The organism is Nocardioides aromaticivorans (assembly GCF_013408525.1).
Classification (GTDB): Bacteria; Actinomycetota; Actinomycetes; order Propionibacteriales; family Nocardioidaceae; genus Nocardioides; species Nocardioides aromaticivorans.
In genome coordinates this window covers 4,956,327-4,970,763 of sequence record NZ_JACBZM010000001.1, presented here as the reverse complement: position 1 = coordinate 4,970,763, position 14,437 = coordinate 4,956,327, and the positions used below count along the sequence as shown (strand labels likewise).

Annotated in this window: 8 protein-coding genes; 5 read left to right on the top strand and 3 right to left on the bottom strand. The window is 72.2% G+C overall.

Annotated features, from left to right (window positions below):
• Positions 1-30: 30 nt before the first annotated feature.
• From BJ993_RS23870 to BJ993_RS23860, 3 genes are all read right to left on the bottom strand, one after another.
• Entirely contained in the window at positions 31-714 is a 684-nt protein-coding gene (locus BJ993_RS23870) for a response regulator (protein WP_036544920.1), read from the bottom strand.
• Positions 711-2,123 (bottom strand): sensor histidine kinase, encoded by a 1,413-nt coding sequence (locus BJ993_RS23865; protein WP_179651722.1) that lies wholly within the window; start codon positions 2,121-2,123, stop codon positions 711-713. The genes BJ993_RS23870 and BJ993_RS23865 overlap by 4 nt, the downstream gene beginning before the upstream one ends.
• Before the next feature lie 261 nt (positions 2,124-2,384).
• On the bottom strand, positions 2,385-7,826 hold the full coding sequence (locus tag BJ993_RS23860; protein WP_179651720.1) for a PKD domain-containing protein: 5,442 nt from the start codon (positions 7,824-7,826) through the stop codon (positions 2,385-2,387).
• A 350-nt stretch (positions 7,827-8,176) separates the two neighbouring features.
• Here BJ993_RS23860 and BJ993_RS23855 point away from each other — a divergent pair, with 350 nt between their 5' ends.
• Genes BJ993_RS23855 through BJ993_RS23835 form a run of 5 tightly spaced genes read left to right on the top strand, consistent with a single transcriptional unit; the run spans position 8,177 to position 14,425 of the window.
• Positions 8,177-9,610 (top strand): hypothetical protein, encoded by a 1,434-nt coding sequence (locus BJ993_RS23855; RefSeq protein WP_179651718.1) that lies wholly within the window; start codon positions 8,177-8,179, stop codon positions 9,608-9,610.
• Positions 9,607-11,139: an oligosaccharide flippase family protein gene (locus BJ993_RS26710; protein WP_179651716.1), complete on the top strand. Its 1,533-nt coding sequence runs from the start codon at positions 9,607-9,609 to the stop codon at positions 11,137-11,139. The genes BJ993_RS23855 and BJ993_RS26710 overlap by 4 nt, the downstream gene beginning before the upstream one ends.
• Positions 11,136-12,011 (top strand): sulfotransferase family protein, encoded by an 876-nt coding sequence (locus BJ993_RS23845; protein ID WP_036544927.1) that lies wholly within the window; start codon positions 11,136-11,138, stop codon positions 12,009-12,011. The genes BJ993_RS26710 and BJ993_RS23845 overlap by 4 nt, the downstream gene beginning before the upstream one ends.
• On the top strand, positions 12,008-13,252 hold the full coding sequence (locus tag BJ993_RS23840) for a class I SAM-dependent methyltransferase (RefSeq protein WP_179651714.1): 1,245 nt from the start codon (positions 12,008-12,010) through the stop codon (positions 13,250-13,252). Before BJ993_RS23845 ends, BJ993_RS23840 begins: the two co-directional genes overlap by 4 nt.
• Positions 13,253-13,258: 6 nt before the next feature.
• Positions 13,259-14,425 (top strand): hypothetical protein, encoded by a 1,167-nt coding sequence (locus BJ993_RS23835; protein ID WP_179651712.1) that lies wholly within the window; start codon positions 13,259-13,261, stop codon positions 14,423-14,425.
• Positions 14,426-14,437 lie beyond the last annotated feature (12 nt).

The following is a 14,437-nucleotide window of genomic DNA, read 5'->3' as shown; positions in this document are numbered from 1 at the left end:
GACCGCGGTGCCAGGAGTGGCGCGACACGCCTAGTCGCCCGGAGGCCGCCAGCCGACGCGGTAGGCGGCACCGACGGCGGCCAGCTGCGAGCTCAGCTCGAGCTTGGCCAGGATCGCCTTCACCTGGGTCCGGACCGTCGCCTCCGACACCACGCTCTCGCGGGCGATCTCCCGCACCTGGGCGCCTCGCATCAGGGAGCCCAGGACCTCCATCTCGCGCCGGGTCAGGCGCTCCAGGCGGGCCCGGATCTCGCGATCCTCCTCGTGCCCGTTGACTGCTTCGGCCAGGAGGTGGTGGCGCTCCTCGCGTGTCATCAGCGGGAGGCCGTCGCGGGCGCGGCGCACGATGGTGATGACGTCCTCGAGCGGGCTGGTCTTGGCCAGCACGGCGCTGGCGCCGCGTCGTACGCACTCCCCGCGCCAGGTCCGCTCGACGCTGCCGGTCACGACGATGACGACGATGCCGGCTCCGGCCAGGGGAGTGATGAGCCGCATCCCGTCGCCGACCTGCCCGAGCTCGAGATCGAGCAGGACGACCCGTGGCCGCCCGCGCAGCGCTGCTGCGAGGACGCTGGCGAGGGTGGCGTGCGGCGTCGTCAGGTCGATCCTCCGGACGTGGTAGCCGTCCGCCTCGAGGGTGATGGCCACCGACTCCGCGAACAGAGCATGGTCGTCGATGATCGTGACACGAGTCTCGAGGCCGGCCGCCGTCATCCCGTCATCCCGACAGCCTGGCCGAGACGTGGTCTGCGTTCGGTCGCGCGTGCGGGAGCGCGGAGGGAGACGACGAAGGACGTGCCGGCACCCGGTGTCCCGGGTTCCACGTGGCGCAGGTCGCCCCCGATCTCCTGCGCCAGTCGGCGGGCGCGCTGGAGGCCGATGCCCTGACCGGGCGAGTCCGCCGTGCGGGCCCCCCACTCGAAGAGACGGTCGCGGACGTCGGGCGCCAGGCCGGGACCGCGGTCGGAGACCCAGATCTCGACGAGGTCGCCGGTGCAGGCAGCATGGATCGCGGTGTCCCGCCCCGTCGCGTGCCGGGCGGCGTTGACGAGGAGCACGTTGACGATCTCCGTGACGGAGTCGTACCGGCCGACGGCCTGCAGGCCGGACGCCGTCCACAGCACCTCGTGGCCCTGCGCGGCGTGGGCGGTGACCAGCGGGGCGATCAGGTCGTCCAGGTCGAGGACGGTGATCTCCTGGACCTCGGCGTGCGACATGCGCCGATCCAGCCGGGCCGCCTCGACGTCGACCATGTGCTGGAGCGCCCGGCGCCGCGGTCCCGGGGGGAGCCGGTCGTTGGCCAGCAGGTGGACGCCCGCGACGATCCCGGCGGTGGCGGCACGGACCTCGTGGACGACCTCGCGGTCGTGCCGCACGGTGGCCTCGGCGATGGCCGCGCGCTGCCGCAGGTCCTGCTCACGGACCTCCCGCAGCCGCAGCGTCTCGAGCAGCAGCGCGATCGACGTGGTCGCGAGGATCGCGCTCGAGAGGGTGACGCCCACGATCGAGACGAACGGCGGGAGGGGGGCTTCGGTCACCGATGCCCACAGGCGCGCCATGAAGAGCGACGCGACACCGATGCTGATCCTGCTCGACGCCGACGGCGGCAGCGGCGAGCGCATCAGCCCGATGCAGACTGCCGCGGTGAACAGGCTGATCGTGGCCAGGAGCGCCGCGTCGAAGAGGTCGCCGACCCGCAGGTACGGCGTGGCGTCGGTCATCAGCAGCACCAGCCGCACCGCGAGTGTCAGCAGCCCGAGCACGAGGCCGGCCACGAGGGGGTTGCTCCGGGGCGGGCGCCCGCTCCGGCCACCGGCGCGGACGAGCAGCCCCACCACCAGCACGGTCATCAGGTGTCCGGAGGTGATCCGGTGCGCGTAGCCGCTGCGTGTCGGGTCCGCGACCGCGATGATCGCCAGGGGCAGGTCCTGCACCGCGACCAGGGTGGCGATCGTGGCCAGGTTGGCGCGCATGGCGCAGTGGGCGGCGCGGGCGTCGACGGCGAGCACCAGGGCGCTGCCGAGGAGGACGAGATCCGCGAGGACGATGCAGATGTGCGCCGCGAGGGCAGCGGGATCCGCCCCGGTGCCGTCCAGGAGCAGGACGACATACGGGTGGAGCATCAGTGTCGCGAGCGCGACCGGCCACCACAGCGGAGTGTGTCCTTCCCGCTGCCGTACCCCCTGTGCAAAGTAGTGACGGCTCTTCATTCGAGACCCACCCCCACGTAGGCGAGACGAGGCCCGTCCCAGCGGCCTCTCGTCTAGGGATTATGCGCGCGGCGGCGCACGCCGGTGGTCGAACGCCGGAACGTACCCAATTTTGGTGTTCTCGGTGCCGTAACCGATAACGCGTTCCAGCGTTGTTTATCCCCCTTGGGACAGTCACGGGGTGGCGACGGTCACGACCCTGGTCGTGGTGGCCGGAGCTCCCCACCCGTCGGTGACGGTCAGCGAGACGGTGTAGGTCCCGGCGGCCGGGAACGTGTGCGAGGTGGACGAGGCGGTGGAGGCCGGCGTCGCGTCGCCCCAGTCCCAGCGGTAGGTGATCGCGTCGCCGGGATCCGGGTCCGCCGAGCCCACGGCCGAGAAGTTGCAGGACAGGCCCGCGCACGCGGGCGCGTTCAGCACCGGGGTCGGCGCGTGGTTGTCCGCCGGCACCGCGATGGTGACGGTCTGCGTGGCCGTCGCGGTGACCCCCCATTCGTCACGGGCCGTGAGGACCACCGTGTAGGTGTTGGCCGCCGTGTACGTCCGGGTCGCGACCGGTCCGCTCCCGGTGCCGTTGCCGAAGTTCCAGGAGTACGTCAGGGCGGTGGCGTTCTCGTCGGTGGAGCCTCGAGCGTCGAAGGTGCAGACGTTGCGGGTGCAGCTGGCGGTGAAGCTCGCCACCGGCGGGTTGTTGGGCGGGTGGACCACGGTCACGTGGCGCTCGTACACCACGCTCACGAAGTTGTGCTGGTCGATGGCCCGCACCCGCACCGTGTAGCTGCCCGGCGGGACGACGGGCGTCGTGAAGGAGAAGTTGGAGCCGGGCGTCCCGGGACTGTTGAGGAAGGCGGTACGCCAGCTCGCGGTGGTGCTGGTGAAGGTCCCGGTGGAGCTCATGTACTGGCCGAGCGAGTTGACGATCCCGACCTCGACCCGCTGCATGGCCTGGTCGTCCTCGGCGCGGCCGCTCACGAAGATCTTGCCGTCGAGGAACTCGGTGCCCTCGAGGGGGTTGAGCAGTGCCTCGTTGAGCACCGGAGGCTGGTCGCCGGGGTAGATCGGGTAGCGCGAGGTGGCGCCGGTCGTCGACGGGTCCTGCTGCCCGGCGGTGTCATAGGCGTAGGCCGTGACCGCCCAGTCGCCCTGGCTGGGCAGGGAGACCGCCAGGCTCCACGACGTGCTGGTGGCACCGGGGCTGGCCAGCGTGGCGTCCAGCGTGGCGAACGCGGCGGCCATCGTGCCTCCGGGCTGCAGGTAGCGGCTGGTGTCCCGGTCCTGGATCGCGATGCCGACCCGGGCGACGCCCTTGTCGTCGGTCGCGGCACCGGCGAGGTTGAGCGCGAGCACCTGCTGACCGGTGATCGTCCCCGTCGGCGTGATCGTCGCGTTGGGTGGGCTGTCGCCGGGGATCTGGGCGTTGACGGTGAGTCGGCCCTGCATGCTCGACGGCGTGCCCAGCCCGATCTGGTCCTCGGCGGTGACCGTGAACGAGTAGCTGCCGGGACTGAGGTCGAACGGCGTCGTGTAGCTCCAGTTGTAGCTCGCCTGGTCGAGGTTGACCGGCGAGACCCGGTAGGAGCCGGCGATCACGCCGGTGCCCCAGGAGCCGTCGGAGGCGAGCCGCTCCCCGGTGGAGTTGTTGCGCAGCGTGATCGAGACCTCGTTGAGCGCCTCGTCGTCGTTGGCGGAGCCCGCGAAGGTGATCGGGCTGCCGGGGCTCACCGTGACCGGTTGTGCGGTCGTGGGAGGCACCATGCTGGCCGGCTGGGTGATCGAGACCGTCGGCGCCTGGCCGTTCTCGGTCACGATCCACCGCCGGTCCGCGGTGTCCAGCGACGACTGGCCGGCCGTGTCGCTCGACCTCGCCTGCGCCCACCACTCGTCCTCGAACGGCACGGTGATCTCGTAGGACCAGGTGGTGCTCGTCGCTCCGACGACGTCGGGCTCGACCTGGAAGGTGTTGTAGGTGCCGGACACCGTCCCGTCGTCCTGCAGGTAGCGACCGCGGGTGTCGCGCAGCGTGAAGCTGACGCCGTTGACGCCGAAGTCGTCGGAGGCCGTGCCGGTGATGGTGAACGTGAGCTGGCTCTGCGGGCTGGGCGGTCCCGTGATGCTGGTGGTCGGCGTCCGGTCGGTGGTGCCGAACGTCTCGAACTTCTTGGCCGCCTTGGTGTTGTCGGCGGTGCCGTTGCCGGCCACCGCCCTCGCCCGCACGATGAGCTCGCGGTTGGCGTTCATGGTGAGCGGCAGGCGCCACGTGCGCGACGTACCAGTTCCGGGGTCGAGGACGGCGTCGAAGGTGTTCGTGGCCGTGGAGCCCCACGTCGTCAGGTCGTCGGCGAGGTAGCGGTTAGACGTGCGGTCCATCACCTCGACCTCGACCCGCTGGATCCCGCTCGCGGCCGTCGCCGTCCCGGTGATCTCGAACTCCTCGTCCACCGGCTCGATCCGCCCCTCGATCGGGGCGGTGATCACCGTCTGGGTGCCGTTCTGGGCCGGCACGTTGTTGAAGTCGAAGAACGCGATGCGCCCGACGTTGTAGCTGCCCTTCGTGTTGCCGTCGCCGCCGACGAACAGCCCGCGCGGGGTGGCCTCGATGTGCTTGTCGCCCTCGTAGGAGTTGGACGGTGCGAACCACTCGAGTGCGTGACCGTCCGCGGGGTCGAGCGCAGCGAGGTGGAAGCGCTTCACGACCGCGTCGCCGAGTGCGTACGCCGACAGGCCTTGGCCGGTGCCGTAGCCGACGTCGTCGAGGCCCGGCCACGGGACCGGTGCCGTCGCCGACTCGGCCCACTGGAAGTGGCCGCCGATGTAGATGCCGGCCTCGGTCGCGGCGACGGAGTACACCGAGTCGAAGTGCCGGGAGATCCAGGTGGGCTGGGCGTTGGTGTCGTCGTCGTCGAAGTCGTAGCGGATGACGGTGTCGTTGATCGGCGGGCGGTCGCCGCCGGAGCCGCTGGTGACGACGAAGTACGAGTCGTCGGGTGCGATGTCACCGCCGTAGATGCGCTGGATGCCGCCCACGAACTGGAGGTTGTCCTCCCACAGCGTCGTCCTCCACGGCGTCAGCTTGTTGGTGCGGGTGTTGATGATCGCGATGCCGTACCGGTCCTTGCCGTTGACCTGCCGACCGGTGTGGACGACGAGCAGGCGTCCCTCGTCGTGGGTCAGCTTGAGTCGTTGCACGGCGAGCTCGCCGTTGGTGCCGATGCCGCCGGTGATGTTGTTGACGAAGTCCGAGCGGACCGCACCCGTGACGCCGTCGACGGCGACGAGCGCGCCCCGCGGCACGTTGTTGATCGTGCTGAACCGCCCGCCGGCGTACACCGTCGAGTTGGTGACGGCCAGCTCGTTGACCTTGCCGTTGGCGTTGGCGGTGAAGCCCTCGATCGGCGCGCCCGTGGTCGGGTTGATCCGCGCGATCGCCTTGCGGCTCAGCCCGTTGACGGTCCCGAAGTTGCCGGAGATGTACAGCTTGGTGCCGTCGGGCGAGGCCTCCACGGCGTCGACCTGTCCGTTGGTGAAGGTCGGCCGGAAGGTCGTGTCGACCTGCCCCGTGCTCCAGTTGTACGCCGCCAGGTAGGCCTGGTTGATCGTCGCGCCGTTGTTGGGCTGGCGGATGGAGGTGAACGACCCGGCGACGTAAACGCGGTTGCCGACGACCTCGATGTCCCAGATCTCGCCGGTCGTGATCGTCGGCTGGTTGGTGCGCGGGGTGTCGGGGACGAGCGCGGTGTGGCCGGGCGCGGGGTTCGGGGGGACGGCGCTCGCGCTGCTCGTGGCCTGGTCGACGTGGCCGTGGCCGTCGTCGACGGTCAACGTCACCGTCCGGGTGCCGGGGGTGGCGTAGGTGTGCTCGGGGTTGACGCCCGTCCCGGTCTGGCCGTCCCCGAACTGCCAGCTGTAGGTCAGCGGGTCCTTGTCGACGTCGAAGGAGTGCGCGGCGTCGAACTCGCAGGTGAGCCCGGCGCAGCCGGTCGAGAACTCCGCCACGGGAGGCTCGTTGGTCCCGGTGCCGTCGACGCCCGGGTCGAGCACGATCGAGAACATCATCGACCGCGAGACCGACGTGCTGGTGGTGGCGGTGCGGCCGGCCAGCGGACCGACGGGGACGGCGCCGTCGCTGTCACCGAGGATCCCGCTGATCTTCCCGGTCCCGGTGCCGGTCGCCTGGCTGCGGCTCGACGTCCCGGCCGGCAGGGTCCAGGTCGTCGGATCCGTGGACTTCTCGCTCCACAGGTTCACCAGCCACGAGTTGGCCTGCGTGGCGGTGGTCGCGGGCGCGGTGTGGCTGGAGGCCGGGGCGTTCGCACCCCCCAGCGCGAACGCTCCGACCTCCGCCGGTCCGGTGCTCCGATAGGCGGCGACGGTCATCACCGACTTGACGTAGGCGCTGCCGGTGACCGTGACGGTCCGCCCGGCGTCGGCGGCGGTCGCGCTGCGGGTCCATGCCAGCCCACGGATGCCGTTGCCGTCGCGCGACTGCAGCAGGTCCCACCCGGCGGGCGCGCCGTCGATGGTGCTGGAGGTGGAGTTGGTGACGAGGAACAGGACCAGCCGGTCGCCCGGCTCGACGGCGGCCGGGATCGTCACCGAGTGGCCGGGCCGGTTGCCGGCGGTGCTGGCGGCGGCGACGAAGGTCACCTGTCCCGCCGTCACCGCGACGTCCGGGGCGACCTGCCGCGTCGCGGTGTCGTCGTTGGTCCCGTCACTCACCGTGAGGGTGACCGTTCGTGGGCCCGCCGTGGCGTACGTGTGCTCGGGGGTCCTCCCGGAGCCCGTGCTGCCGTCCCCGAAGGTCCAGGCATAGGTCAGGGTGTCGCCGTCGGGGTCCGTGGAGCCGGAGGCGTCGAAGGAGCACACGAGGCCGCTGCAGCTGGCCGTGAACGCGGCGTCGGGCGGGTTGTCCGGCAGGTTCCCCGGGCTGATGACGACGGAGTACGTCGCCGTGCGCGACGCCGTCGTACTGGTGGTCGCGGAGCGGGCGGCCGCAAGCCCGGTGGGGACGGCGCCGGCCGAGTCGTCCCAGATGCCGCTGATCTTTCCCGTCCCCGTGCCCGCTGCCGAGCTGCGCCGGGTGACGCCGGAGGGCGAGGTCCAGGTGGTGTCGGTCGACGACTTCTCCGCCCAGACGCTGACCACCCAGGAGCCGGGGTCGGCGACCGTCACCGCCGGGGCGGCGTGGCTGGTGCCGGCCGTGTTGGAGCCGCCCGCGACGCCCACCACCGCCGGGTCGGCACCGGTGCTGCGGTAGGCGGCGACGGTCATCACCGACTTGGCGGAGGCGCTCGTGGTCACGGTGACGTTGGCGTCGACGTCGGCTGCGGTGGCGGTCCTGGTCCACAGCCGGCTGCGGATGCCGTCGCCGTCGCGCGCGGCGACCTCGGTCCACCCGGCGCCGGGGTCGGCGATCGTGCTCGCGGTCGAGTTCGTCGTGAGTGCCATCAGCAGGACGTCGCCGGCCCGAACGCTCGCGGGCACGCGGACCGTGTGGGCGGTCCGGTTGCCCGCCGTGCTGGCGGCGTCGACGAAGGTGATCGCTCCGGCGGCCGCCTGGGCGGGTGGCGCGATTGGCGCGAGTGCGGGGAGGGCCGCCAGGGCGATGATGGGGAACAACACCCTGACGATGTGTCGCCGTAGTCGGCCTGGGACCGGTTGGCGCCGACTGGTGGTGGTTGAACACATGTGCTTCACGTCCCCGCACTCGCATGTCCCTCGGTCCCGAGGGCCCTGCGATCGTGACAAGCGGCGGGCGCCTCGGGCATGACCGATATTGGGCAGGTTCGGCACCTGCCCGCGGACGGCGAGGCGGCCCCCGGCGGCGGGATCGGGCATGACGTCCCACAAATTGGGGGTATCGACGCATCTCGGGTCCGCGGCACCGGGACCTTGCCCATGATGATCCGGTCGTCGGGTGACCGGCCCGGCGCTGGACCGTTCGACGGCGGTGATTCGGTATGGCCAGGATGACCACGGGGCGTCCCTCGGGACGCAGCGTCCGGGTTCTGGTGCTGGCCTCCGCCGTCGGCGTGGTCTGCGCTCTGGGCGCGCTCGCGGGCGGGGCCTGGGCGCTGCTGGCCGACCGGCAGCACGTCGCGACGTCGACGATCATGCTGCACCCGCTGGAGGGCAATGCGTACAGCCCGGGCGGCCGGGGTGACGACCTGGTCAACCTCGAGACCGAGGCGCAGGTGCTGAGGTCGGATGCCGTCGCCCGTGCCGTCCTCGAGCGGCTCGACGCACCCGGGACCGCGGCCGCGCTGCTGTCCAGCGTATCCGTGGCCGTGCCGCCGAACACCCAGCTGCTCGAGATCACGGTGACCGCGGCGGACGAGGCGACGGCAGTGGCGCGCGCAACGGCCTTCGCCGAGGTGTACCTCGAGTTCCGCAGGGCGCGCACGGAGTCGTCCATCTTCGGGAGGACCTCGCGGATCGAGGAGCTCGTCGAGGTCCGTGAGGACGAGCGCAAGGCGGCGCTGGCACGGCTCGCGAAGCTGTCGTCGTCGGCGCCCGAGCGGCGGCTCGTCGAGCAGCAGGTCCAGGAGATCGTGGTCCAGATCGGGTCGCTGCGCGCCCAGCTCGCGACGGCACAGGCGATCGGCCTGGACCCGGGTCAGGTGGTCACCCCGGGGCACGTCGTGGAGCCCGGGCCCCTCGCGAGCCCGGTGGTGATGGCCATGGCCGGTGGCGTGGCCGGCCTCGCCCTCTGCCTGACAGTGGCCGCCGCACGCTCGGGGCGGCGCGCCGCGACGATGATCCGGGACCTCGACGACCTGGCCGACGCCGGGGTCGTCCCGCTCGGGGCCGTCTCCGAGCCGGTCCGCAGCAAGGACGACGTCATCGCCCGGATCAGGTCCGCAGTGCTCCACGGCGGACCCGACCGTCCACTCGTGGTCGCCGTCGCCCCGCTGTCGACGGGTCGCTCGGCGACCTTCGAGCCGTTGGTCGCGTCGTTGACGCGGGCCCGCTACGAAGTGGTGGCCGTCGACCTCGAGAACGAGGCCGATCGTACGGCCCTCGTCGAGCTGGTGCTGGCCCAGGCCGCGGCCAGCGACGTCCTGGTCGAGGTCGCCGAGTTCCGCAGCCGTCTGCAGCCGGTCGAGGCGGAGCACGCGACGTCGGGCTTCGCCGACCTGATGGCCTCGGCGCAGATGCGCACCTGCCTGGAGGAGCTGGCGAAGCGCGCCGACCTGGTCGTCGTCAGCTCGCCCCCGCTGGCCACGCCCGTCGGCCGCGCGATCCTGCACGCGTCCCGCACGGTGGTGATGGAGGTGGCTCCCGGCGAATCGACCCGGGTCGAGCTGGCGGACGTCCAGGCGGAGATCGACCGCCAGGGCGGCGACCTGTGCGGTGCGGTCGCCGTCCGCACCCGGCAGGGCGGGAAGGCAGGGCACGCGTGAACCATCCGGAGCTCGCCGAACGCTCCCACGTCCATCTCCGGGCGGTCGCACGGGGGAGTGCGGGCACGCTGCTGGGTGCGGTGGTCAGCACCGTCGCGGGATTCGCCCTCGTCCTCGTGGTGACGAGGAGTGTCTCCACCGAGACGGCCGGCCGGTTCTTCACGGCGTCCGCGGTGTTCCTGATCGCGCTGGCGGTGTCGGGCCTCGGCACGGACACCGGGCTCGCGCGCTTCGTGCTGCGCACCGGGAGCCGCGGCGCGGTCCGGGCACTGGTGCGGACCGCATCCGTGCCCGTCGTGGTGGTGGCCCTCGCGATCGCTGCGGTCGTGGCGGTGGTCTCGCCCGATGCGCGGTGGCTGGTCTGGGCGCTGCCGCTGGCGGCGCTGTCGGATCTCGCGTTGGCCGTCATCCGGGCCCACGCCCTGTTCCGGGCGACGGTGCTGATCGACCGCGTCGCACGCCCCGCGATCCAGCTGTTGCTGGTGACTCTCGCCGTGGCCACGGCGGGCTCGGGTGCGGCGATCGCAACGGCCTGGGCGGCCGGCTACGCCGCGAGCGCGTTGTTGTCGTTGCGCGCGCTCCGCCGGGTGCTCGCGCGCCCGCCGGTCCCGCTCGACGGCGCAGGCGACGACGTCGCCCCCCGGGTCTTCTGGCGCTTCACCTGGCCCCGTGCGGCGGCGCGCGTCGCACAGATCGCCATCCAGAAGTCCGACATCGTCATCGTGGCCTGGCTGCTCTCGCCGGCCGATGCCGCCCTGTACGCCGTGGCGACGCGCTTCGTGGTGTTCGGCCAGCTGGCCAACCAGGCGGTCTCCACGGTGGTGCAGCCGCGCTTCACGATGATCCTCGCCGGCTCCGGCGAGTCCGGCGCGTCCGACGAGTCCGGCGGGTCCGGCGGGGACCGGGCACTGCTCGACCGGGTGTTCGCCGTCACGACGGGCTGGAGCATCCTCTCGGCCTGGCCGATCTACCTGTGCGTCGCTGCCGCGCCGGCCGGCTACCTGGGCTGGTTCGGAGACGGCTACGACAGCGTCGAGTCCCGCGCGGTCGCCGTCGTCATGTGCTGCGGCATGCTGGCCGCGGTGGCCTCGGGGCCCGTCGACACCCTGCTGCTGATGACCGGTCGCAGCGGGCGCAGCCTCGCGAACACCCTGGTCGCGCTGGCCATCGACGTGGCCCTGTGCCTGGTGCTGGTGCCGCGGGTGGGGATCGCCGGTGCCGCAGTGGCCTGGGTGGTGGCCGTGGTCGTGCGCTGCATCCTGGCGACCGTCCAGCTCCGAGCGGACATCGGCCTCGCCCTCCCGGTCAGGACGCTGCTCGGCGCGGCGGCGCTGCCGGTCGGATGCATTCTCCTGCCGCTCGGGGCACTCCAGTTCGCGTTCGACCTGGCACCGGTGACCTGGCTGCTGTCCTCCGGACTCGTGGGTGCCGGATACCTCGCGGTCGCGTGGCGGCTGCGCGAGCCGCTCGCCATCGACCTCTTCGTCGCCGGGCTGCGAGGGCACGGGAAGCAGGTGGTCACGACATGATCCGGACGATCACCGGCCGGCTGCGCCAGCGCCTGCCCCTGCCGGCGCGCCGCGCGGCCCGCGCCGTGCTCCTGGCCTGGGGCTGGCTGACGGCCGACCTGCGGGAGCGACCGGGACTGGTCGTGGTGGGCGCCCAGCGAGCCGGCACGACCACCCTGTTCCGGCTCCTGAGCGACCACCCGCAGCTGAGCCGGCCGTCGGTGAGCAAGGGAACCGGCTACTTCGACGACGGCTACCGGCACGGCGCCCGGTGGTACCGCGCCCACTTCCCCCTGCGACGACCGGGCAGGTGGCGTCAGATCGCCTTCGAGTGCAGCGGCTACTACCTGTTCCACCCGCTCGCGGCCGAGCGCATCGCGCGCGACCTCCCGGGGTGCCGGGTGGTCGTGCTGGTCCGCGACCCCGTCGCACGCGCGTACTCGGCCCACCGGCACGAGCTGGCGCGTGGCTTCGAGACCCTGTCGTTCAGCGAGGCCGTCGGCAAGGAGCAGGAGCGCACGTCCGGCCTCACCGAGCTGCTCGCGGCCGACCCGACCAGCGTCAGCTACGCCCACCGCCACTTCGCATACCTGCAGCGCGGCGAGTACGCCGCGCAGGTACGACGGTTCGTCGACGCGGTCGGGGCGGACAACGTGTTCGTCGTCGATGCGGACGAGCTGTTCGCGGACCCGGTCGCGGTGTACGTCGGCCTCCAGGAGCGACTCGGGCTGGCGGTCCACCGGCCCGAGCACGTCGGGCGCTGGAACGAGCGTCCGGGCGCGCCGCTCCCAGCCTCCCTGGTCGCGACGCTGCGCGCCCACTTCGATCCGCACGACGCGGAGCTTGCCGAGCTCCTGGGACATCTCCCCAGCTGGCGAAAGGAATCAGCATGACGGCTCTCAACACACCACGAGTCGGGGGTGCGATGCTCAGCGCAGAGACGCGCCATCGTCTGGCTCGCGCCGCCAAGTGGCACCCGGGAAGCCGCCAGGTCCCGGTGTCCCGTCTCCTGCTCGGTGGGCAGAACGGCACGACCGGGCACCAGTTCGCCGCAGCGCTCGGCGACCCGATGTGGCCCTCGCGACCCGTGGTCGACGGCCCGCACGCCGAGGTGCTCGCCCGGGGCTCGGAGCGGACCGACCAGCAGATCCTGTCGTCGTCGTACGGCCGGATGGCGATGACCTGCATCCGGCACACCGGTCGCTACTTCTCGGCGACCGACGAGGCGGGCGTGGTCGAGCAGGCGCGCGAGTTCCTCGCCAGAGCGGCGGGGGAGCAGACCGAGGTCCCGACCGGCGACCACCACTCGCCCCCCGGACTGCCCGTCCTGGTGGTGCCGATCGCCGACTCCGACTGCTTCCAGGTGCTCGACGGGCACCACCGGATCGCGCTCGCGGCCGCTGCCGGGATGACGACGATGCCCGTGCGCGTGCGCCGGGGACGGGTGACGACGCCCCTGCAGGACCTGCTGCGCCGGATGTCCTGGCTGAAGGGTGGCCAGGAGCTCTACCAACCCATCGACGCGCCCGAGCTCGAGGCGCTGTGGCCGACGGTGCGGTGTTGCGCCGATCGCCTCGAGGCGATGGAGACCTTCCTGCGGCACCAGCTGCCCGAGCTCTCCGGCACCTACCTGGACGTCGCGAGCTGCTACGGGTGGTTCGTCCACCAGATGGGGAACCTCGGCTTCGAGGCGGAGGGGATCGAGCAGGACTCGCTCGGTGCGACGGTGGGCCGCCTCGTCTACGGGCAGGACCCCGACCGGATCCGGATCGGCGACGCGGCCTGGATCCTGCGGGGCACCCAGGAGCGCTGGGACGTCGTGTCCTGCTTCAGCCTGCTGCACCACTTCGTCCTCGGCCGTGGGAGCTGCGAGCCCGCGGAGCTGGTGCGCCTGCTGGACCGGGCGACCGGGCGCGTGCTGTTCCTCGACACCGGGCAGGAGCACGAGAAGTGGTTCCGGACCTCGCTCCGGGGCTGGAACCCCGAGCACATCCGCAACTTCCTGCTGGAGAACTCGACCTTCGACGCGGTGCTCGACCTCGGCCCGGACCGCGACGCGGTCGGTCCGTACGCCGAGAACTACGGCCGGCACCTGTTCGCGTGCGTGCGCGACGACGGCGCGGGAGCCGGGTGACCTGCCGTGGAGCTCCTCGAGACAGCCGCCGAGCTGTGGCCGGGGGCGGAGGTGGTCCCCGCCGGACGGACCGGTGACGACCGCCCGGTCCGGGCCCGCTACGCCGTGATCAGCAGGTCACAGGTGCCCACGGTCCTGGTGCCGGTCGAGACGTCCGTCGCAGCGGGCGCCTCGCTGCGACGGTTCAGCACCGCGTCGACCTGGTGGGAGTCGGCGTCACGTGCGGCTGCGGGTGCCGCGGTCCGCTCGGCGCCGGCGTTGCTGCGGAACCGTGTGGAGATCCGCGGTGGTGACGACAGCCTGGCCCAGCACCTCGCGGAGGTGCTGGGCACGGAGGTCACCTTCAGCATCAGCATCGGCACGGCGCGGGTGAACCGGAAGCCCGTGCTGCAGGTCTTCGACACGTCCGGAGCGTGCCGGGCGTTCGTGAAGGTCGGTTGGTCCGACAGCACCGTGACCGACGTCGTCGCCGAGGGCGAGGCGCTGGCCCGCGTCGGCGAGCACGAGTTCCGTCACGTGGTCCCACCGGCGTTGCTGGCACGCACCTTCTGGCGCGGGCGCCCCATCCTCACGACCGGTCCGCTCGAGCCGTCGGCCTGGTCCCGACGCCGTCGCGCGTGGGATCCCCCGGAGCGCGCGATGTCCGAGCTCGACGAGCACTTCGCGCTCGACGAGGTCGAGCTGGCCGCCTCCCCGTGGTGGTCCAGCCGCTGGGAGGCGGCAGGCTCGATCGGCGACCCGGTGACGCGCGGCCGGCTGGAACAGGCCATGGAGGTCGTCGAGGCGATGGCCGGGGAGCGGTTGGTCCGGTTCGGTGCGTGGCACGGGGACTGGACGCCGTGGAACATGGCGTTCGCCGGGGAGCGGGTGCTGCTCTGGGACTGGGAGCGCTTCGAGGTGGGCGTGCCGTCCGGCCTGGACCCGCTCCACTACCGGGTGAACGTGATGAACTCCGGCACGCCCGCGTCGGCGGAGGGCATCCTGTGGGCGCTCACCCTGGCGGCGTACCCGGACCGCAGCCTCGGCGGTGAGCCGCACATCCGGGCCCTGCTGTACCTCGTCGAGATCCTCTGCCGCTACCTCCGGCTGAGCGAGGTGCCCGAGGGCGAGCACATCTCCGAGCGGGCGCAGCACACCCTGGTCGCCCTCGAACGCCTGGCGGGCCTGGCCTGATCGCGGTGTCGT

What these genes read in the sequence shown, in the direction of transcription:
- BJ993_RS23870 (WP_036544920.1), bottom strand. Translation starts at nt 714, where the DNA reads ATGACGGCGGCCGGCCTCGAGACTCGTGTCACGATCATCGACGACCAT.
- BJ993_RS23865 (WP_179651722.1), bottom strand. Translation starts at nt 2,123, where the DNA reads ATGCTCCACCCGTATGTCGTCCTGCTCCTGGACGGCACCGGGGCGGAT.
- BJ993_RS23855 (WP_179651718.1), top strand. Translation starts at nt 8,177, where the DNA reads ATGACCACGGGGCGTCCCTCGGGACGCAGCGTCCGGGTTCTGGTGCTG.
- BJ993_RS23845 (WP_036544927.1), top strand. Translation starts at nt 11,136, where the DNA reads ATGATCCGGACGATCACCGGCCGGCTGCGCCAGCGCCTGCCCCTGCCG.
- BJ993_RS23840 (WP_179651714.1), top strand. Translation starts at nt 12,008, where the DNA reads ATGACGGCTCTCAACACACCACGAGTCGGGGGTGCGATGCTCAGCGCA.